This is a genomic window from Clostridium sp. CM038, from assembly GCF_055081105.1.
In genome coordinates this window covers 3,268,384-3,288,406 of record NZ_CM143651.1, presented here as the reverse complement: position 1 = coordinate 3,288,406, position 20,023 = coordinate 3,268,384, and the positions used below count along the sequence as shown (strand labels likewise).

The following is a 20,023-nucleotide window of genomic DNA, read 5'->3' as shown; positions in this document are numbered from 1 at the left end:
TGAGATGTCGTTAAAAAAGTGTGAGAAATATTATATTTCTTACACTTTTTTTATTTGAAATTTACTTACCATAAGATAAGAGAGTATAAATATTATAATAATAGTAAGAGGGAAATTGTGTGGAGAATTTAAAGTCACGAAAGCATAGAGTGCTAAAAGCATTCCAGAAATAGTAATAGGGATACCAGTATAAACATTATTAAATTTAGAGTTATTATATCGTGCTAGTCTATATGCACCAGCTACAGGGAAAACTAAAAAACAAATATAACCCAAATAGCCTAAGGAAATGAAATTATATAAATTATATATAAGCAAAGAAGGTGCAACGCCAAAAGATACTAGATCAGCTAATGAATCCAATTCTTTTCCTAAAGCGCTAGATACTTGTAAAAAGCGTGCTACTTGGCCATCATATCTATCCATAAAACCAGCTAATAATATAAAAATTACAGATAATTTGTAATTAGCTTGAAAAGTCATTAGCAAGGATAATAAACCAAAAATTAAATTTCCAAAAGTAAGAATATTGGGTATAGAGGATTTCTTCACTAAATATCACTCCTAAAATAATAAAATTTCACTAATATATTAATATAAAATCATACTTTAAATTATACATCATATTATAGAAACATTTAAGTATGAAATCATAAATTTTATTATTGGGTGGTCAAGGAAAAATATAATAAAAAAATATTAATATTAACATTTATTTATGGTTAAAATAATAATATTAGTAATTTTTATCTAACATAAAAAATTAAGAAGGAGGAATATAAAATGAAAGTTTCTGAAATAATGACTAAAGACGTTTTAAGTTTATCTGTAGATGATACTGCAAAGCATGCAGCCGAGCTTATGAAAGAACATAATATAGGATCAATTCCTGTAAAAACAAAGGAGAAAGTGATTGGTATTGTAACGGATAGGGATATAATACTTAGATGCGTGGCAGAAGGCAAGGATGTAAAAACGCAAAAAGTTCGAGATATTATGACTTCTAACCCAGTAGTAGGAGATCAAAATATGAATGTGGATGATGCTATTAGGATTATGAGTGAAAGGCAAATAAGAAGGCTACCAATAACGGCAAAGGATCAATTAGTTGGGATGGTTTCGCTAGGGGATGTGGCATTAGAACCAAAGCTTCATGAAGAGGCTAGGGACGTACTCAGTGATATTTCTATCCCATGCACACAGAATATTTAATGAGAATGTTAAAAAATAAATAAAAAATGTAATTTATTAGCGCAATTATATGTTAAATTACTATTGACTTTTATTTTATTAACTAAAAATCCACAGGAAAGGTAAATCTTGTGGATTCATTTTTAAAGAGGTATAATGTTTATAAATAACATATTAAATTTAAACGGAAATAGGGGAGAATGTAATGAACAAGGTAAAATTTATTTATAATCCATATTCTGGAGAAAATACTATAGCATCAGATTTAGATAAGATAATAATGATTCATCAAAAATATAAGCACACGATAGTGCCATATAGAATATGCAATGAAAATCCTATATCAGATGCTTTTTTTGATATAGACAAAAATTACAAATACATTTTAATAGCAGGTGGAGATGGAACTTTAGATACTGTAGTAAATGAGATGAAAAAAAAAAATATTGATTTACCTATAGCAATTCTTCCCGCAGGTACTGCAAATGATTTTGCAAATTATATAGGAATGCCTCAAGATGTTGAAAAGGCATGCAATCAAATATTAACAAGCGATGCAAAAAAAATAGATATAGGGAAAATAAATGATAAATATTTTCTGAATGTAGCGAGTGCAGGTTTATTTACAGATATATCACAAAAAATGGATATGGATCTAAAAAACACTATAGGAAAACTTGCATATTATATAAAAGGAATTGAACAGTTACCTAATTTTAGAAAACTAAAAATAAAAGTTAGTTCAGATGAAGTTTCTTTTGATGGAAATATGTATTTAATGTTAGTGTTCAATGGACAAACTGCAGGAAATTTAAAATTTGCATATAAAGCTAAGGTGGACGATGGACTTTTAGATGTAATTATTATAAAGGCTGGAAACATGAAGAATATCTTAAATATTTTTATTAAAATGATTCGAAATGAGCACTTAGAAAATATAGAAGGAATTGTTTATTTTAAGACTAATAGATTAGAAATAGAATGCTTCGAAGGTATTGGTACAGATATAGATGGAGAAAGAGGACCCGATTTCCCACTCCTTATAGAATGTGAAAAAGGTGGAATATCTATATTAGGTACTAAAATAAAGTAAATTAAGCATAATATCAAACATAAATTAATAAATATTAATAGTAGCAATTTTAGGAGAGTATATGAATGAGTATATATTTTTTACTGCTGTTGATAGTGTTTTTTTTATTGTATGAAGGTATAATTTCTAGTTTGATTTATGCACCTAAAAAAATTAAAATAATAAGTCTTATTGCTTTAATTTTAATGACGTTTAGATACATAGCTTTAATAATCCTTTCCGTTATAAAAAATCAAAATTATTTATATTTATTAAAACCTTTGGTATTCACAAATTTACTTAGCATACCAATATGTGGCGTTATTTCAGTGTTTATATTTGCAAGAAACAATAAAATTAAACTTAAAAAGATTTTATTTATCTGCTTAATGTTGTCTGTAGTATACTGCATTATGATATATAAATCTGCTTCAGATATTAATGTATCAATCCTTTGTGGATACATTATAGAATTACAACTAGAAGGTTATTGTTATATTGGACTACTTATAATAAATGCAGTTTTTATTATTAAAGGTATAGAACTTTTTAACAAAACATATTCTAATAAACTAGGATCAGCAATAATAATAATATCTTCTATTGTTACAATTATTTCAGTAATTCTAACTTCAATAAATGGAAATCTCCCATGGTTATTGCTAGGCGATATTTCTTGGATTATAACCATAGATTATGGTTTAATAAAGTTTAAAAAGTAAAGGCAAAATCGTTAATGTTATAGCAACGCAGGTGAAAATTTTAAAAGCATATATGACTACAAATAAGTTTGTAGTCATATATGCTTTTTTATTTTCTAGTTCTTTTTTTGCTAGGACTAATTTTTGAGTCAGTTTTTGAAACGGTTGTTGAAGTAGTATTTGAAACGGGTTTTGACCCGGTCTTTAAAGGACTTACTTTAGAATTTTTATTCCCTTTAAATTTGGAATTAGTATTTGCCTTCATAGGTCTTGGCGGTATTAATGATTTTTTATCAAAACCAATTAAATCTTCCCTATGAGCTTTTATTAGTGCTTCTTTTACAATATTATAGTTATCTGGATTTTTAAATTGCATCAGAGCCCTTTGCATATTTTTTTCTTTTTGCTCAGTTGGAACATAAACCTTCTCATTCGTGAAAGGATTAATTCCGGTGTAAAATATTGTGGTAGATAAACTCCCGGGTGTTGGGTAAAAGTCTTGGACCTGTTCAGGAGTATATCCCATTTCTTTTATATATTCTGATAATTTAATTGATTCATTTAAGTCACAACCAGGGTGGCTTGACATAAAGTATGGTACTAAAAATTGATTTTTATCCAATTGTTTATTTGTCTGCGAATATTTTTTAACAAAACGGTCAAATACTTCTTGCTTTGATTTTCCCATTTGGTCTAGTACCTTGTCGCTTATGTGTTCAGGTGCTACTTTTAATTGTCCGCTAATATGATGTTCACACAATTCTTCAAAAAACTTAGGGTTTTTATCAGAAATTAAATAGTCATATCTTATTCCAGAACGAATAAAAACTTTTTTAATGTTTGGAATTACTCTAACTTTTCTTAATAAATCCAAATATTCAGTGTGGTCGATAATAAGATTTTTACATGGAGTTGGGAACATACATTGTTTATCTCGGCATACACCTACTTTTTCTTGGATTTTGCAAGCTCTATGTCTAAAATTTGCAGTAGGCCCACCAATATCATGAATGTATCCTTTGAAATTTTTTAAGGTAGTTAAAAGCTTTGCTTCATCTATAATAGAATGTTGACTTCTATTTTGAATAACTCTACCTTGATGAAAGGTTAAAGCGCAAAATGAGCAGCTACCAAAACAACCTCTATGGCTGGTTATAGAAAATTCAACTTCAATTATTGCAGGAATACCGCCCTTATCTTCATATATAGGATGATATGTTCTAGTGTACGGCAGACCATAAGTTATATCCATTTCATTTTGCGTTAAAGAAATTTGAGGAGCATTTTGTACTACATATCGATCATTATGTTTTTGTATTACTACTTTTCCTCTTATGTCATCTTGTTCCAAAGACTGTAATTTATAGCTTTCTGCATAAGCATTTTTATCAGTGGAAACAGTTTCGAAAGAAGGTACCTCTATAAAGTCTTTAAGTTCACTAATATCTTTTGAAGCGTAGACAGTTCCACGAAGGGTAGTCATTTTATCAATACTCATGCCATACTTGAAAAGATTAGCCATTTCAACTATAGTTTTTTCTCCCATACCATAGATTAGTAAATCTGCTTTAGCATCAATTAATAAGCTTCGTCTTACTTTATTAGCCCAATAATCGTAATGGGCAAACCGCCTAAGGCTGGCCTCTATTCCACCAATTATAATTGGAACATTTTTAAAAGCTTCGCGAGCGCGATTACAATACACAATTACTGCTCTATCTGGTCTATGACCTGACTTGCCACCTGGTGAATAAAGATCAGTGTGTCTTTTTTTCTTTGCTGCAGTATAGTGATTAACCATAGAATCTATATTACCTGAATTTATAATAAATGCATATTTAGGTTTTCCAAGTTTTCTAAAATCATCAACGCTTTCCCAATTAGGCTGGGCGATAATACCTACGGTAAAGCCTTCTCTTTCTAAGGTTCTTCCGATTATAGCAGTTCCAAAGGAGGGATGATCAATATATGCATCCCCTGTAATTATTATAAAATCTAATTGAGATATATTTCTTTCTTTCAAATCATTCATGCTAATAGGTAAAAATTGTTTATTTGATATCATTTAATCCTCCTAATAGACTAGTTGAGAATTGATAGTGGAAAGTTGCGAGTTTAAAATATAGTTTAATATTTTTCAGGTTTTCATAAAAACCAACCATAACCCTCAATTTTCAACTCTCAAATTAAAGCTAGTTGTCTTGTATTAACTGTATTTAATAATATTAACATAACTATTGAAAAATATGAACTGTAAAAGTTTATAAATGTTAGATTGTGATTATAAAATGTCGAATTTTAAGAGAAAATAAGCATTTTAAGGTAATAATAAAAGATAACTCACTAGAGTATTTTAAATATTATAATGCAGAAATTTAATTCTAAAAATATACTGTGTTACTTAATTAGATTATAGTAGCATAGTGTATTTTTTTTGGAATTTAGAACAAACTATTAATGTTAATGAAATTTATAGATTGTTTTCTAAGGAGGAATTAATTTGAAGAGTAAAAAGCAATTATTTAAAAGATGTAGTGCTGTGGTTATGATAGTTTTAATTACATATTTTGCAAATGAAATTTACCTTAATATTTCTAGTATGAAAGTTATGGCACAGGTTTACAAATATGGCGCGCGTGGTGAACAAGTTAAACAAATTCAAACTAAACTAAAACAATGGGGATACCATAAGGATAGTGTTGATGGAATATATGGTTACAATACATATCTTTCTGTTAAAGCATTTCAAGGTAGTAATGGATTAGATGCAGATGGAATTGCAGGAAAACAAACACTTGCGGCCATGGGTATTTCGGTTAGTACATCAACTCCTGGTGGATCAGCTTCCGGCCAAAACGTAACAAATAATAAGGATGTGGATTTAATAGCAATGCTCATAAATGGGGAGGCTAGAGGAGAACCTTATGAAGGTCAGGTGGCTGTTGGAGCAACAATTTTAAACAGAACAAGAGATGCAAGATTCCCGGCTACAATAGCGGGAGTAATTTATCAACCAGGGGCATTCACAGCTATAGTCGATGGACAAATAAATGCAAAACTTGAAGAAAGTTCCGTAAGGGCTGCAAGGGATGCAATAAATGGATGGGACCCCTCAGATGGTGCAGTATTCTATTTTAATCCCGCAACGGCTACTAATAAGTGGATATGGTCACGCACACTTATAAAAGTAATTGGTAAACATAGATTTTGTAGCTAGAATAATCATAAAATAGTAGTAGAAAATTTCTACTACTATTTTATATGCATTATTCTTGTGTGCAATATTTAATTATTAGATCTAGAGTACATAATATGGAATCCATATGAGTCCTTTCATATCCATGTGAAGCGAAAATTCCGGCACCAATTAAAGCTGTCTTAATATCCCATCCAGCTATTAGAGCAGCAGAAGCATCAGAACCATAGTGTGGATAAATATCTATTTTATAATCTATGTTTTCTTTTTTGCATATATTTGTTAATTTTTTCCTTAGATCTAAATCATAAGGGCCTGATGAGTCTTTAGCGCAAATACAAACACTATACTCAGATGAGTTTTGATCAAGACCAGGGCAACCCATATCTACTGATACAAACTCTTTAGTGTTTTCTGGAATTGATGCAGAAGCTCCATGTCCAACTTCTTCATAATTACTAATAAATATATTAGTTGTATATGGAAGTTCAATGTTATTTTCCACTATGTGTTTTATAGCATAAAGGAGAATTGCAACTGAAGCCTTATCATCTAGGTGCCTAGATTTTATAAAACCTTTTTCGGTAAAGAGTGTTCTCGTATCAAAGCAAATGAAATCACCGACGCTTAAGCCTAATTCCTCCACTTCTTTTTTTGAAGAAATTTTTTCATCAAGAATTACTTCCATGTTTTCAGGGGTTCTTTTAAGTTCACGAGCATCATTACCACTAATATGCACTGAAGGTTTTGTGCAATGGATAGTTCCGGTGAAGGTTTTACCATCAATAGTTTCTATGGCGCAATTTTCACCTTCTATTGAATTCATCATGTATCCACCTATAGGATCTAATGCTAAAGAACCACTGGAATTAATATTTTTAACCATTGCACCAAGTGTATCCACATGAGCAGAAAGTGTTCTTTGGTAATCGTTATTTTTGCCTTTTAAGGTGATTACAATTGCACCTTTATTAGTAATGAAATGTGCTGCGTTTAGAATATTAAGCTCATCATTTATATAGTCCATAATTTTTTGTGTATAACCTGAAGGACTAGATATTGATAAAATGTTCTTTAAATAGTATTTAATTTTATCTTCATTATAGTTCATATTATCACTCCTTAAAATGGAATCAGTATAAGTTTAATTTTACCATAAAAGGCACTTGATTGGAACTGAAATATTAAGTTAAGTTAACAAATAAGCAAGAGTGAATAGGGGGAAAGTATAGGAATATTAGATTCTTTGTAGTATAATATGCTTGAGTAGAAAAGGAGATTACATATGAAGAAAAAAGCAATTATAGTATTAGGAATTTTAGTGTTGTTAGGTGCAATTATATTTACTAGCTACTCTTATTTTAAAGTAAAACAATGGGATTCTTTGATTTTACCTAAAATCAAAATAGAAAATGAAGACTTAACAGGTAAAACTAAGGAACAAGCCCAAATAATAATGAAGGAAAAGTACTCAAGTAAGGTGATTAAGAAAAAAATTACAATAGTAAATGAAGATAAAAAATATACCTTGGACTATTCAATGCTAGACGCAAAATATAATATTGATGAAGCTATAAAGCAGGCAATGAGCTATGGAAGTGACATGAATATGTTACAAAGATATAAAGCTATTAAAAATCCTGATGATAAGCAAATAAAGCTGACCTTTGAATATAATGATAAGGCTGTTGATAAAATATTAGAGGAAATGACAAAAGATATAAATAAAGATCCAGTAAATGCAACTATAACTATGGTTAGCAGTGGAAACTTTAGTGTTACAAGTGACGCTTATGGAAAGCAGTTAGAATCAGTAAAATTGAAAAAAGAAATTAAAAGTAAAATAAATGGTCTTCTCTCGGGAGATGATATAAGTATCACGGCTCCAGTAAAGAAATTAAGTCCTAAAGTTACGGAAGCTTCCTTAAATGCGATAAATACAAAAATTTCAAGCTATAGTACGAACTTTGCAAGTTCACAAGAAGGCAGAGCTACAAATATAGAGTTGTCTACTAAAAGTATAAATGGGACACTACTTATGCCAGGAGATGTCTTTAGCTTTAATGGAATTGTAGGAGAGAGAACTGCAGCAAGAGGATATAAAACCGCTGGCGTAATTGTTGGAGATAAATTAGAGCAAGGGTTAGGTGGGGGAATATGCCAGGTTTCATCTACTCTGTATAATGCAATGCTTACAACTGAAATTCTTTCTGTAGAAAGAATTCATCATACAATTTCTTCGGGTTATATCCCAAAAGGACAAGATGCTACAGTTGATTATGGCAATCTAGATTATAAGTTTAAAAACACATTTGAGTATCCAATATACATTGAAGGTGTTATATCAAACAGAAATCTCTCATTTAACATTTATTCTAATTCCACATTAACTAAAAGAACTTATGAAATTGTAAGTGAAGTATTGGAAGTTACTCAGCCAAAGACCGAAACAATACAAGATCCAACTAAGTACGAGGATGAAAAAGAAATTGTTAAGACGGGTTATGCAGGATTTAAAGTCAAAGTGTATAGAAAAACTTACGAAAATGGTAAGCTAATTGGTACACAGGTTATAAATAATGATACATTCAACGTTATTAATGGAACTATAAAAGTTGGTACTAAGAAGAGAACATAACGTTTAATTAACGTTATGTTCTCTTCTTAATGACATTTCAGAAGATGATTTAATAAAAAAACTTAAGAAGGAGAATGAAAAATATGGATTACAAATTGATATGTATAGATATGGATGGTACACTTCTAAATGATAAAAAAACTATTAGTGAAAGGAATCTTAGCGCTATAAGGCTAGCTAATAAAAAGGGCGTAAAGATTGCGGTATGTACGGGAAGAATTTTTGCCTCTGCTGATTTTTTCTCGGATCTCTTGGGAGTTAAATCACCGGTAATAGCTGCGAATGGTGCTTATATTAGGGAAAAAGATAGAGATGAAGTAGTTTACAATGAAGCGTTAGGTGTGGAAAAATGCGAAAAACTGCTATCTGTGTTTAAAAAGTATGAGATTTATCCGCATTTTTATACCAAAGACATGATTTTTACGGAAAATTTAACATATTCTACATCTTTTTATGCGGGAGTTAATAAAACACTACCAAAGGATAAGCAGATCAAAGTAGTGCTCGTGAAGGAGTGGAATGAGATATTTAAGAAATATGAAACTGAAATTTTTAAAGGGATAGGGGTAGATGAGGATACAGAAAAAATCCGAAAAGCAAAAATATCATTAAGAGATATGGATAATTTTGAAGTGGTAAGCTCTCATTTCGATAATTTTGAAGTAACAAATAAGGGAGTATCAAAGGGAAATGCGGTTAAGATTTTAGCTGATTATTATGGAATAAATCGTGAACAGGTTATTTGTATAGGTGATAGTGAAAATGACTTATCTATGATCAAAATTGCAGGACTTGGAGTTGCTATGGGAAATGGAGATGGGTTCGTGAAAGAAGCTGCAAAATATATTACTGATACTAATAATAATGATGGAGTAGCGAAGGTTATTGAGAAATTTGTGCTAGAAGTGTAATAGTAAGCCTTTCATTCCATCCTTGAAAGAGTGGAATGAAAGGCTAATTTTGAGTTGTAGGAAGTTACTCCAGTCAACTTCAATGATTAGGCTTTATTTTCTATCCATTTAATAAATTTTTTTGCTTGAATTCTAGCATAAATGGGATATAAAAAGGGTAATATTCTATTAAGGCCAAGGGTGACTGCATATGCCTTTGATGGATATATAGATTTTTTGTTTTTTTCAATACCTTTTATTATGCTTTCAGCAACTTTATCTGCTGTCTGAACTGGCCAAGGTACTGGTGCTTTATCTCCAGCTCTTTTAAAAAAGTTAGTACTTGTAGCAATAGGATAAATTAGTGAAAGTCTGCCTTTATCTCTAATTTCATAATTATGGACGCGTCCAAAGCCATCTATTGCACTTTTGGTAGAACAGTATAAGGAATATCCTGGTAAAGGGACTTTACTAACAGCCGAACAGGTAATGGCTACATGATATTCTTTTCCTTTATTGAGTTTTTTCATTTTTTCAAAAGCATAAATAGGGGAAATTACATTAGTTTTAAATATATCTTCAATGTGACCCCAATCTGGCTCAAGTATTTCTTCACAATAGGCAAAACCTGCATTAGCTATAAATATATCCACATGACCTAAAGTAGCTATTGCATATTCAAACAGCTTATCCATCTCTTCCTTATTAGATACATCACAGGAATATGGTATTACATAGGATCCGAAGTTATTTATTTTTTCTACATTTCTACCAACTGCTATTACATTTGCATTATACACACCTAATCTTTTTAATACCTCATTGCCTATACCCGAAGAGGCACCTGTGAGTATAATATTCTTATCTTTAAAATTCATTTAGTTTACCTCCATATAGAGAATTGTCATTACAGCTGCCTGCTTACTACATAAGTCATTTCTTGTAAATTAAACATTCCATCATGAGATGTGCCTGGATAGTGCCTAGACATAAAACCTGGCTTAGTTACAATGCTTACTCCAAGTTGAGTCATGTTTTCAATAATTTCAATATCAGATCCATTATAACCCATAGTTTGAAGGTAATCTTTAATGTTTTTTTCTACATAATTATAAAGTTCTTCCTTACTTTCATAAGGGCTAACAAAAATAAATCTATTAAAGCATCTATCTATATCTTCTTTATCTGGTAATGTTTCATTTAAAACTACTGTATAGTCAGCATTCTTTGAAGAATATACTTTTGTTTCATTTTTCAGGCCATATTTCAATAAGCAATATTGCCTATCTTGTATTGTTTTTACTGAGTTCCATGGATTCAAGTATGCTTTAGGTAAAACACTTGATAAATTCTCTAGGGACTTAGCAAGCTCAGAAGCAAAAAAAATCCTGTCTATATCTTTATTTATAAAAATAATTCTTGGAGATAAACAGGCCTTTTGTTCCCAAAATACAATATCGCTTCCTATATTTTGGGCAACAACTTCCAAGTCTTTTTCTTCATCTATTACCTCGAAACTAATTTTAGGACCATGCATAATAAGATGTGTTTGATGTTTAGCACATAATCCAGCCATTATTCCACCAGAATATGCTCCGCCCCAATGTACTACACAATCACTTTCTTTTACTAAAGTTTCATATATATTTGAGGAGGAACTATCAAAATAAGTTACTGAAAGTCTATCCTTTATACTGCTATCAATTTCGCATAGACTTTGATAAAAAGCATATGCAAAATATGGTTCATCTCCTGATACTTTAACTATATTACAATTCTTTGATAATAAGCCCATAGAAATACTTACAGGGATTACGATGAATGCATTACCAGATACGTTATGGAAAATTAATCCTCTAGGTTGTCTATGGCAATACCCATAGCTTGTTTCTGCCCAATTATCAAGTACATCACTATCCCCTAGTTCTTCTAAAATTTCTTTTTCAATGTTATCTCTTAAAAGCATTGACATACTTCCTTCAAGTTCATAGGCTACAAGTTGCGGACTTTGATTGGTTATTGTAGCCAAAGCATCAATATGTTTCTGAGAATATTCTCTATTTAGCCATAGTTTAGCACATTTATCTAAAGTTTCTATAGTTCTTTCTGTAGATATATCATGAGCAGCTTTCTTATTTGAATTAAGTCTTTTTATCTCGCTAATTATCTGTTCTTCATCTGTACAATTTAATTCTAGCTTTAACCCATTTATATCTTTTTCTAAAATTGTCTTTCCTACTGTATATTCAATTCTCATTTTTTACCTCCTGATACATTAAGTGTTGCACCACAGCCTTTAGCCTCTGCTCCTTTAACTCTTCCAAGAATCTTTATGGTCATTTCATCTTTGCCACAATCTGGGCATCTATTTGTAGAAACTATTTCTCCAATATCATCTACAAGCACGGATGCACCTGCAAAAGTATCAGTACCATATGCATTTAGTACTTGAATAAATCCTTTGTTTCCAACTTTATTTAATGGATTAAGAGTCTTTACATCTCTTATGATTACTCTTCCCCAGCTAGGTACATGGAAGAGATAATCCTTATGCTTCTTTGAATAATGACCTGTTATAACGAAACTATTTTCTGTAAAAGAATATGAATCAATAAAATTTTCTTCCGGTACTCCGAGAAAACGTGATACAGTTTCTACAAATCTCCATCTCTCAATTTTATTCCCAATATTTACAGATCCCTTTCTACCATCCCAACCACCTCCTCCAGTATGAATTAAAACATTCTTTCCAAGGTTAACAGGCTCCATTTTATCCATTAAATATTGAATAGTATTATAAAATATTAGGGTGGACCCTCCAACTAAAAGATAATCTTCTTTATTATTATGATTAGTAATAAACTTCTCAAATTCATCTATATCTACTTGGAAATTACCTTCAAAAGGCTTTAATAAGAAAAGTGTACTTTTACCAAAATCAAATAAATCAAGGAGGTTTCCAATATAGGACTCTGTTGGTTTATCACACAAATTCTCACTATTATGCATTCTCATTACTTCTGGTTCTGGATAAAAAACACATTCATAATCAAATCGAGGTCGAAGTGTCTTTTTATCGCAACGCATCAATTCCTGGATTTTTAAAAGATCTGGAAGATTTCTTCCAACTACACTAGGATCTCCGCTTGTACTACTAGAAACTGTCCACTTTTCAAGATTCTTTGTATTTATTCTAAGAAGATTTGAATATAGCCCTGATGACTTTTTAAAAAGGGTGGTCGCAATAAAAGGAACATGATTAATATCCTCTTTTGTATTTAGATCTCTGCTTGGATTGTATGATTCATTGTCACAAAGCAACTTATATGCACTGCATTGCTCATATTGATTTATAACATTACTTCTAAAATCTTTAAAATAATTATATTTACTCATTAAGTACCCTCCTATTTTACTATTGAAAATCATAAACTAATGGATATTTATTCCGTATGCATTGAAGTATAGTTGAAAATTAGTTGTTTGTTAAATTTATATTTTAAGAATATTTATCTTACTATAGTTCAAAATAGGAACTTCACAGAGGGTATGCTTACTTTTACATAGAATTAATCCAATTTAATGTGTAGAGTGTTAGTTGACTAATTCACAAATATAACCATAAAATACATTGAATCACTAAAAAGTTACTTGATTGGGAGGGGTTTTCTATTAAGACTTTGAGAGGGAAAATTGCAGTGTTTTACATAGTTCTAACTATAATTATTACTTTAGTTAGTGCTGTATCAATTTATAATATATTTGAAGTAAGAAGATCCATAGATAATGTTGAACTGGATAGTTACAAAATTGTAGATTCATCAAATAATATGGATGAATGCATTGATAATCAACTTAAAGCAATATTTCAAAATGATTACCAAAATAGCGTTAATTTATTTTATGACAACAATCAAAAATTTTATATGTATTTTAATACGGAAAGTGCCCGAGTTACAAATCTAAATGAGAAGATATTAATGAATAAAATCAATACAAACTATCTTAAATTTGTAAAACTCTATTCTCAAATTGATACAAAAACCAATACCATTGATTCTATTAAAACTCATAATTCATCAATGATTTTATCTGCTAATGATGTGAAAAAAGACCTAAGAGATATTGTTGAAATTAGAAAAAAAACTATAATTAAAGATAAAATTAAAGTTAAGCAGGTTAGCTTTTTTTGTATTTGCTTTAATCTATTATCTATTCCCATAATAATAATAGGCTTTATTATATCTATTTTTTATATAAATCGGGCACTGAAGCCTATAAGAGCTCTTATCCGTACTATTCAATCCGTTAAAAATGGGGATTTAAGCACTCAAGCTCCCGTATTTTATAACGATGAAATAGGAACGCTTGCTACTGAATTTAATGAAATGACTAGAAAGCTTTTTGAATATGAAAAAAGTAGTAAAGGTTCTTTAATGGCAGAGAAAAATAGGTCTCTTACTATAGTTAAAAGTATTCCTGATCCAATAATAGTGCTGGATGTGAATTTTAGAATCATGCTTCTTAATAAGTCCTGTGAAAATTTTTTTAATATTAAAGAAAATGAAGTGGTTAACACACATTTTTTAGATAGTATTCGAAATTTTGATCTTTATGATCATGTTTTTTCAGTAATTAATAACTTGCAAAATGAAGAGAAAACTATAAAAGTGTCTACAAAGGGAAAAACATATTTTTTTAATACTACAGTAAATCCAATTAAAGATAGTAGTTTAGGAATAGATGGTGTAGTTATTTTGATGAAAAATGTTACTGAATTAAAACAATTAGAAAAAATAAAGATAGATTTTATTGATACTGTATCTCATGAATTTAAAACTCCGCTTACCTCAATTATGATTGGTATTGAACTTATTCATGATAAACATATTGGCAAGCTCAATGAAAAACAAGTAACAGTGTTAGACACCATAAAAGAAGATGGTGAAAAACTTTCAGATTTAGTGACTAATCTTCTTCGGTTATCTCGTATTCAATCTGATAGAACTATTTTTAATATTAAACCTTGTAATATTAAAAATATTATAGAAAATTGTTGTAAATCCTATGAGGCACAAGCAAAATCTCTGGGTATTAAAATGAACTATGAACAAAAGAAACTTCCTCTTGTCCTTGGTGACAAGGAAAAATTAGAATGGCTGTTAAATAACCTAGTCTCAAACTCCTTTAAACATTCTAATTTAGGAGATGTGATATCCATAGGTTCTTATTTGAAAAACAATATGGTTCATTTATTTGTCAAAGACACTGGTGAAGGAATGCCAACCGAATATAAAGATAAAGTTTTTGAGAAATTCGTGCAAATTAAAAGTAATGATTATTGGTCTGGGAGCGTAGGTCTTGGACTTTCTATTGCCAAGGAAATAGTGGATGCCCATAAGGGAACTATATGGTGTGAAAGTGAACTTGATGTGGGTAGTATCTTTACATTTACCCTTCCTATTTCTAGAAATAAAAAGGGGCGTGCGTTATGAAAAGTAAAATTTTAGTTGCAGATGACACAAAAAATATAAGGGTGCTGTTAACAACATGTTTAGAATCACGAGGATGTGAGGTTATATCTACAGGTAATGGAAAAAATGCACTTGAAATAATAATTGAAGAAAAGAAAGATTTAGATCTTATATTTTTAGATATTAGAATGCCAGAAATGACTGGTACAGAGGTTTTAAGACAAATACGATCTATGAATATATCTTGTCCAGTAATTATTATGACAGCCTTTGCCACAGTGAAAAATGCTATAGATTGTACAAAACTTGGTGCTGTAACTTATCTTCAAAAACCCTTTTCTGTTAAAAGGATAGATTCACTGCTAAAGGATTTAGTTAAAATAAAGCCCGAACTTATAGAAGGGGTTAAGGATGAAAACTATTATATTAATAAAGCTGAAAATCAAATGGCTAAAGGTAATTGTACTCAAGCATTAGGAAGTTTAAAAACTGCACTTTATATTAATCCATACAACGGCAAGATATATGGATTAATAGGGGAGTGTAACCAGTGTGAGAAAAATTATAAAGAGGCTGAAAGATTTGCTGCTATAGCAAAATTATTTTAAGACTTCTACATATATAGGATTAAGTGTATATGAAAGTTATGAAACTCTTGATTATCAAGGGTTCAGAACTTATTTATTTATAATAAACATTGGAAATATGTATCGGATTTTGCTATAATGTAGTTTAGATGAAATAGTTTAAAAAAAACTAAAGGAGTATTTTACTATGAGTAATAGGTATTTACATTCAATAAGAAGTGATTATAAGGGAGATATGGATAAGAAAAGAGATTTTAAGAAGATTAAGAAGTTTTTTAGTATACATAAAAAAGATGAATATACCTTAGATAATCAAACATGGGACGATTTAGATATGAATAAGGTGTACGAAAAATTGGATAGAGCATATAGTAGCCCTGGAGAAGCCGCTTTATACACAATGCTTAGAAATCCTTTAATGAAGGAAGAAAAATTGAAAAAAAGGGGGAAACTAATTCAGTCATTTAAAGAAAATGACAGATTAAGAGAAAGCCTTCAGTGCATTTTCCTTGAATTAGGTAGTGATATAAAAAATAGTTTTCTAGATATGATTGAAACTGACCTTATAATAAATAAAACTAAATATTATATTTATACTTTTATTGGAAAGATATTACCATTAATAGCGATCTTGCTTGCCATATTTGTGAATATTAAATTTATGATAGTTTTGTTTGGAATCGCGTCTATTAATATGCTAATAAACTCTTCGGAAGTAAGGCAAATTAAATCTAATGGCATTTTTTATCTGCAAAAAAATATTAAGGCAGCTAAAAAAATTGTAAGCATAAATAATAAAGATATTGTTTATTATAAAGATAAGATAACGATAATGCTTAAATCTGTAAAGGATATAGATAGAAACATAAGATTAATAGGATTTATAAATATGTGGCAAGGATTGTTTGAATTCATATCTGTTATATTTCTCCTTGAAGAAACTGCTTATTATTCTATATCTCATAGGATAAAAGAAGAAAAAGAAGTTTTAATGGACCTTTACGGTGCAGTTGGTGAAGTAGAAGCCTTAATTTCTATCGCGGGTTATAAGCATAATTTAGGTGAGCAGTATGTAAAACCTAAGTTTATAAAGCCGGTTAAGTTAACTATAAAAGAGGGAATACATCCTCTCATAGACAAGGCTGTTGCAAACTCAATTAACATAGAAAATGGAGGTATTGTGCTTACGGGCACAAATATGGCAGGGAAGTCGACTTTTCTAAGAATGCTAGGGGTAAATATAATTTTGGCTCAATGCTTTGATTTTGTTTTGGCTAAGAGTTACGAAGCTCCTTTTTTTAACATAGTTACATCAATTAGCCCTAATGATGATTTAACAAAGGGAAAAAGTTTCTATATGGCAGAGGCGGAAGCAATTCTTAGAATAATCAAAGCGCTAGAAAAGGATGCAGCTGTATTTTGCCCAATAGATGAGATATTTAGGGGTACAAATCCAATAGAGAGAATTTCAATGTCGGCGGAAATACTAACATACATAAACAATGGAAAATCTGTTTCTATTGTAGCGACTCATGATAGAGAATTAGTGAACATTCTAAAAGAAAATTATGAGTTTTATTATTTTAGTGAAAAGGTTGATACGAGTAAAGGATTAAGTTTTGATTATAAGATAAAAAAAGGAGTTTCTCAAACAAGAAATGCTATAAAACTTTTAGAGTACATGGGTTATCCAAAGAAAATAATATCTAGATCGTTTAAAAGAGCTGAGACCATAGAGAAATTATTATAGTAGCACCACAGGTGATGATATAACCCAGAGAATGTAGACTAGCTGCATCTTTACTATTAGCTATACTTAGGGTAATATGGTTTTAGATATTTATATGTTTTATACTGAAAAAGAAGGGTAAGGAGGATTTATTGTGAATTTAAATATAGTTTTATTTCAACCGGAAATTCCACAAAACACTGGTAATATAGGAAGAACTTGCGTACTAACTGATTGCAAACTTCATCTTATAAAACCTTTAGGATTTAGTTTAGAGGAGAAGCAACTTAAAAGAGCGGGACTCGATTACTGGCCTTATTTGAGTTTAGAGATACATGATACATATGAAGCTCTTAGAGAAAAATATAAAGAGTCAACTTTCTACTATTCTACAACAAGAGCTTCAAAATTATATTCAGATGTAAAATATAAAGACGGGGATTTTATAATTTTTGGTCGAGAGTCATCAGGCCTTCCAGATAATGTTCGTGGTAGCGATCCTGAAAGGTGTATAAAAGTGCCTATGATAAATAGCACAACTAGGTCCCTTAATCTTTCCAATACAGTAGCTATTGTGACATATGAAGCACTTAGGCAAATAGGGTTTAAGAATATGAAATAAGGTGCATAGCAATTAACAACTGTTATATCCCCAAGAGACGAACAAGGAGATAGGAATGGAAAAGATTAAAATCATAACAGATAGTACGTGCGATTTAAATAAAGACATTATTGATAAGTATAATATAGAAGTTTTACCACTACTCGTGAACATAGAAAACAAAACTTACAGGGATGGCGAGGATATTAGTTTACAAGAATATTTATATAAAATGAATAATTCTGAGCAGTTCCCTGTGACCACTCAGGTAAACCCACATAGATTCTATGAATGCTATAAAAAATATTTAGATGAGGGATATAAGATAGTTTCTATTCATTTATCTTCAAAAATGAGTGGGACTTATCAATCTTCATGTATGGCTAAAAGCATGTTATCATCAGAAGATATTATCACAATTGATAGTTATAATGTTACATCAGGTCTTGGAATTTTGGTTTTAAAAGCCTGTAAATTAAAAGAAGAGGGATGTAATATATTTGAAATAGAAGAAAAAGTTAAACAAACAATACCTCATGTGAAAAGTGCGCTTGCTTTTGATTCATTAAATAATTTAGTTAAAGGTGGTCGATTGTCTAAAACTGCTGGAGCGATAGGCGGGCTACTCGGGATAAAATTAATTTTAACTGTAAAAGATGGTGAAATGGCCGTAATAGATAAAGTTCGTGGAAGCAAAAAAGCAATAAAAACTATTTTGAAAAATTTAGAGCAAACAGGGACTAGAAGTGGAGAGACAAGTATTCTATTGCAAGCTAGTGACCGAGATATTCTAGGGAGTTTGAGGTCTCATATGAGTGAACGTGAAATGGACTTTATAGAATGCTCGGTTGGATGCGTTGTGGGGACACATGCAGGTGAAGGTGCCTGTGGCATTTTTTACGTTGAAGAATATTGAAATTTTTACTAAGTAAATAAAAAAGTGAGGAGGTTAAGCGTATGGTACATATTTATGATACTATAATTATTGGCGGCGGACCTGCAGGATTATCTGCTGGCATTTATGCATCAAGATCAAAAATGGACACTTTAATTATTGAAAGAGGAGAGTTTGGTGGACAGGTTGCTACAACTAATGAAATAGATAATTACCCAGGCTCCATTGAAGATTGTACAGGGGCATCATTAAGCAAGCGAATGAAACAGCAAGCGAAAGAATTTGGAACACAATTCGTTAAAGAAGAGGTTATGCAAGTTGAGCTCGAAGGTGACATTAAGTTAATCAAATGTATGAAAGAAACTTACAAGGCTAAAACAATTATAATTTCCTCGGGAGCGAGCCCAAGACTTGGTGGATTTAAAAATGAAATAGAATTAAGAGGGAAAGGAGTTTCTTATTGTGCAACTTGTGATGCTGACTTCTTTGAAGATTTAGACATTGCAGTGCTAGGAGGTGGAGATTCAGCTATATCTGAAGCTATATACTTAACTAAATTTGGGAAAAGTGTTACAGTAATACATAGAAGAGCAGAGCTCAGAGCTGCTAAGTCACTTCAAGAAAAAGCTTTTAATAATCCAAAAATAAAGTTTGTTTGGAATACAGTAGTTACGGAGGCTAAGGGCGAAGAAAGCTTGGAGGGATTAGTACTTAAAAATATTAAAACTGGTGAAACTCACGATTTAAAAGCAGATGGATGTTTTGTATTTGTAGGATACCTTCCAATTTCGGAATTGTTTAAAGGGAAGATTACCATGAATAAACGAGGCGAAATTATCACTGATGAAGAAATGAGAACTAATATACCTGGAGTATACGCTGCAGGAGATATAAGAGCAAAATTACTAAGACAAATAATTACAGCAGCAGCAGATGGGGCGATAGCATCTACCCATGCTGAATATTACATTGAAAATATGATTTAATTAGTTTGTAAATTCGGAAGGAATACCCATAATTTCAGTTATGAGTGTCCTTTCTAAAAAAAT

General features: G+C 30.6%; 18 protein-coding genes. 12 read left to right on the top strand and 6 right to left on the bottom strand.

Annotated elements, in window-relative coordinates:
- Nucleotides 1–39 precede the first annotated feature (39 nt).
- The gene (gene pssA, locus ACWJKS_RS15145) at nt 40–552 is read right to left on the bottom strand and encodes a CDP-diacylglycerol--serine O-phosphatidyltransferase (protein WP_216301878.1); all 513 of its coding nucleotides are present in this window, start codon (nt 550–552) and stop codon (nt 40–42) included.
- A gap of 231 nt (nt 553–783) precedes the next feature.
- On the opposite strand from pssA, the gene ACWJKS_RS15140 reads away from it, so the two are divergent.
- From ACWJKS_RS15140 to ACWJKS_RS15130, 3 genes are all read left to right on the top strand, one after another.
- Complete coding sequence (locus tag ACWJKS_RS15140; RefSeq protein ID WP_216301879.1) at nt 784–1,212, top strand: CBS domain-containing protein; 429 nt, start codon at nt 784–786, stop codon at nt 1,210–1,212.
- Nucleotides 1,213–1,396: 184 nt separating this feature from the next.
- A complete protein-coding gene (locus ACWJKS_RS15135) occupies nt 1,397–2,284 on the top strand; it encodes a YegS/Rv2252/BmrU family lipid kinase (protein ID WP_216301880.1) in 888 nt (295 codons plus the stop codon).
- A gap of 65 nt (nt 2,285–2,349) precedes the next feature.
- Complete coding sequence (locus ACWJKS_RS15130) at nt 2,350–2,985, top strand: hypothetical protein (protein ID WP_462959884.1); 636 nt, start codon at nt 2,350–2,352, stop codon at nt 2,983–2,985.
- An 88-nt stretch (nt 2,986–3,073) separates the two neighbouring features.
- On the opposite strand, the gene ACWJKS_RS15125 is transcribed toward ACWJKS_RS15130, so the two are convergent.
- Nucleotides 3,074–5,026 (bottom strand): YgiQ family radical SAM protein, encoded by a 1,953-nt coding sequence (locus ACWJKS_RS15125; RefSeq protein WP_462961084.1) that lies wholly within the window; start codon nt 5,024–5,026, stop codon nt 3,074–3,076.
- A 438-nt stretch (nt 5,027–5,464) separates the two neighbouring features.
- On the opposite strand from ACWJKS_RS15125, the gene sleB reads away from it, so the two are divergent.
- On the top strand, nt 5,465–6,181 hold the full coding sequence (gene sleB / locus ACWJKS_RS15120; protein ID WP_369811880.1) for a spore cortex-lytic enzyme: 717 nt from the start codon (nt 5,465–5,467) through the stop codon (nt 6,179–6,181).
- Between the two features lie 49 nt (nt 6,182–6,230).
- Here sleB and ACWJKS_RS15115 read toward each other — a convergent pair whose 3' ends face one another.
- Nucleotides 6,231–7,271, bottom strand: coding sequence for a M42 family metallopeptidase (locus ACWJKS_RS15115; protein WP_220319579.1), 1,041 nt, complete (start codon nt 7,269–7,271; stop codon nt 6,231–6,233).
- A 174-nt stretch (nt 7,272–7,445) separates the two neighbouring features.
- Here ACWJKS_RS15115 and ACWJKS_RS15110 point away from each other — a divergent pair, with 174 nt between their 5' ends.
- Complete coding sequence (locus ACWJKS_RS15110; RefSeq protein ID WP_462959883.1) at nt 7,446–8,798, top strand: VanW family protein; 1,353 nt, start codon at nt 7,446–7,448, stop codon at nt 8,796–8,798.
- Between the two features lie 83 nt (nt 8,799–8,881).
- Nucleotides 8,882–9,709, top strand: a complete 828-nt coding sequence (locus ACWJKS_RS15105) for a Cof-type HAD-IIB family hydrolase (RefSeq protein WP_216301884.1) — start codon at nt 8,882–8,884, stop codon at nt 9,707–9,709.
- Nucleotides 9,710–9,795: 86 nt separating this feature from the next.
- Here ACWJKS_RS15105 and ACWJKS_RS15100 read toward each other — a convergent pair whose 3' ends face one another.
- From ACWJKS_RS15100 to ACWJKS_RS15090, 3 genes are read right to left on the bottom strand one after another with little or no spacing between them, the layout of a single operon-like run.
- The gene (locus ACWJKS_RS15100) at nt 9,796–10,566 is read right to left on the bottom strand and encodes an SDR family NAD(P)-dependent oxidoreductase (protein WP_216301885.1); all 771 of its coding nucleotides are present in this window, start codon (nt 10,564–10,566) and stop codon (nt 9,796–9,798) included.
- 29 nt (nt 10,567–10,595) lie between these two features.
- Nucleotides 10,596–11,945, bottom strand: coding sequence for an acyl-CoA reductase (locus ACWJKS_RS15095; protein ID WP_462959882.1), 1,350 nt, complete (start codon nt 11,943–11,945; stop codon nt 10,596–10,598).
- Nucleotides 11,942–13,084 carry a LuxE/PaaK family acyltransferase gene (locus tag ACWJKS_RS15090; protein WP_462952797.1) on the bottom strand — a complete coding sequence of 381 codons (1,143 nt, stop codon included), beginning with the start codon at nt 13,082–13,084 and terminating at the stop codon, nt 11,942–11,944. The genes ACWJKS_RS15095 and ACWJKS_RS15090 overlap by 4 nt, the downstream gene beginning before the upstream one ends.
- Before the next feature lie 302 nt (nt 13,085–13,386).
- On the opposite strand from ACWJKS_RS15090, the gene ACWJKS_RS15085 reads away from it, so the two are divergent.
- The 6 genes from ACWJKS_RS15085 (at nt 13,387) to trxB (ending at nt 19,960) form a co-directional block, all read left to right on the top strand.
- Nucleotides 13,387–15,183, top strand: coding sequence for an ATP-binding protein (locus ACWJKS_RS15085; RefSeq protein ID WP_462959881.1), 1,797 nt, complete (start codon nt 13,387–13,389; stop codon nt 15,181–15,183).
- The gene (locus ACWJKS_RS15080; protein WP_220286097.1) at nt 15,180–15,770 is read left to right on the top strand and encodes a response regulator; all 591 of its coding nucleotides are present in this window, start codon (nt 15,180–15,182) and stop codon (nt 15,768–15,770) included. The genes ACWJKS_RS15085 and ACWJKS_RS15080 overlap by 4 nt, the downstream gene beginning before the upstream one ends.
- A gap of 166 nt (nt 15,771–15,936) precedes the next feature.
- Entirely contained in the window at nt 15,937–17,499 is a 1,563-nt protein-coding gene (locus tag ACWJKS_RS15075; RefSeq protein ID WP_462959880.1) for a MutS-related protein, read from the top strand.
- Nucleotides 17,500–17,632: 133 nt separating this feature from the next.
- Nucleotides 17,633–18,100, top strand: a complete 468-nt coding sequence (locus tag ACWJKS_RS15070; protein WP_216301890.1) for a tRNA (cytidine(34)-2'-O)-methyltransferase — start codon at nt 17,633–17,635, stop codon at nt 18,098–18,100.
- Nucleotides 18,101–18,155: 55 nt separating this feature from the next.
- Entirely contained in the window at nt 18,156–18,995 is an 840-nt protein-coding gene (locus tag ACWJKS_RS15065) for a DegV family protein (RefSeq protein ID WP_216301891.1), read from the top strand.
- A gap of 41 nt (nt 18,996–19,036) precedes the next feature.
- On the top strand, nt 19,037–19,960 hold the full coding sequence (gene trxB, locus ACWJKS_RS15060) for a thioredoxin-disulfide reductase (protein ID WP_462959879.1): 924 nt from the start codon (nt 19,037–19,039) through the stop codon (nt 19,958–19,960).
- The last annotated feature ends 63 nt before the right edge of the window (nt 19,961–20,023 follow it).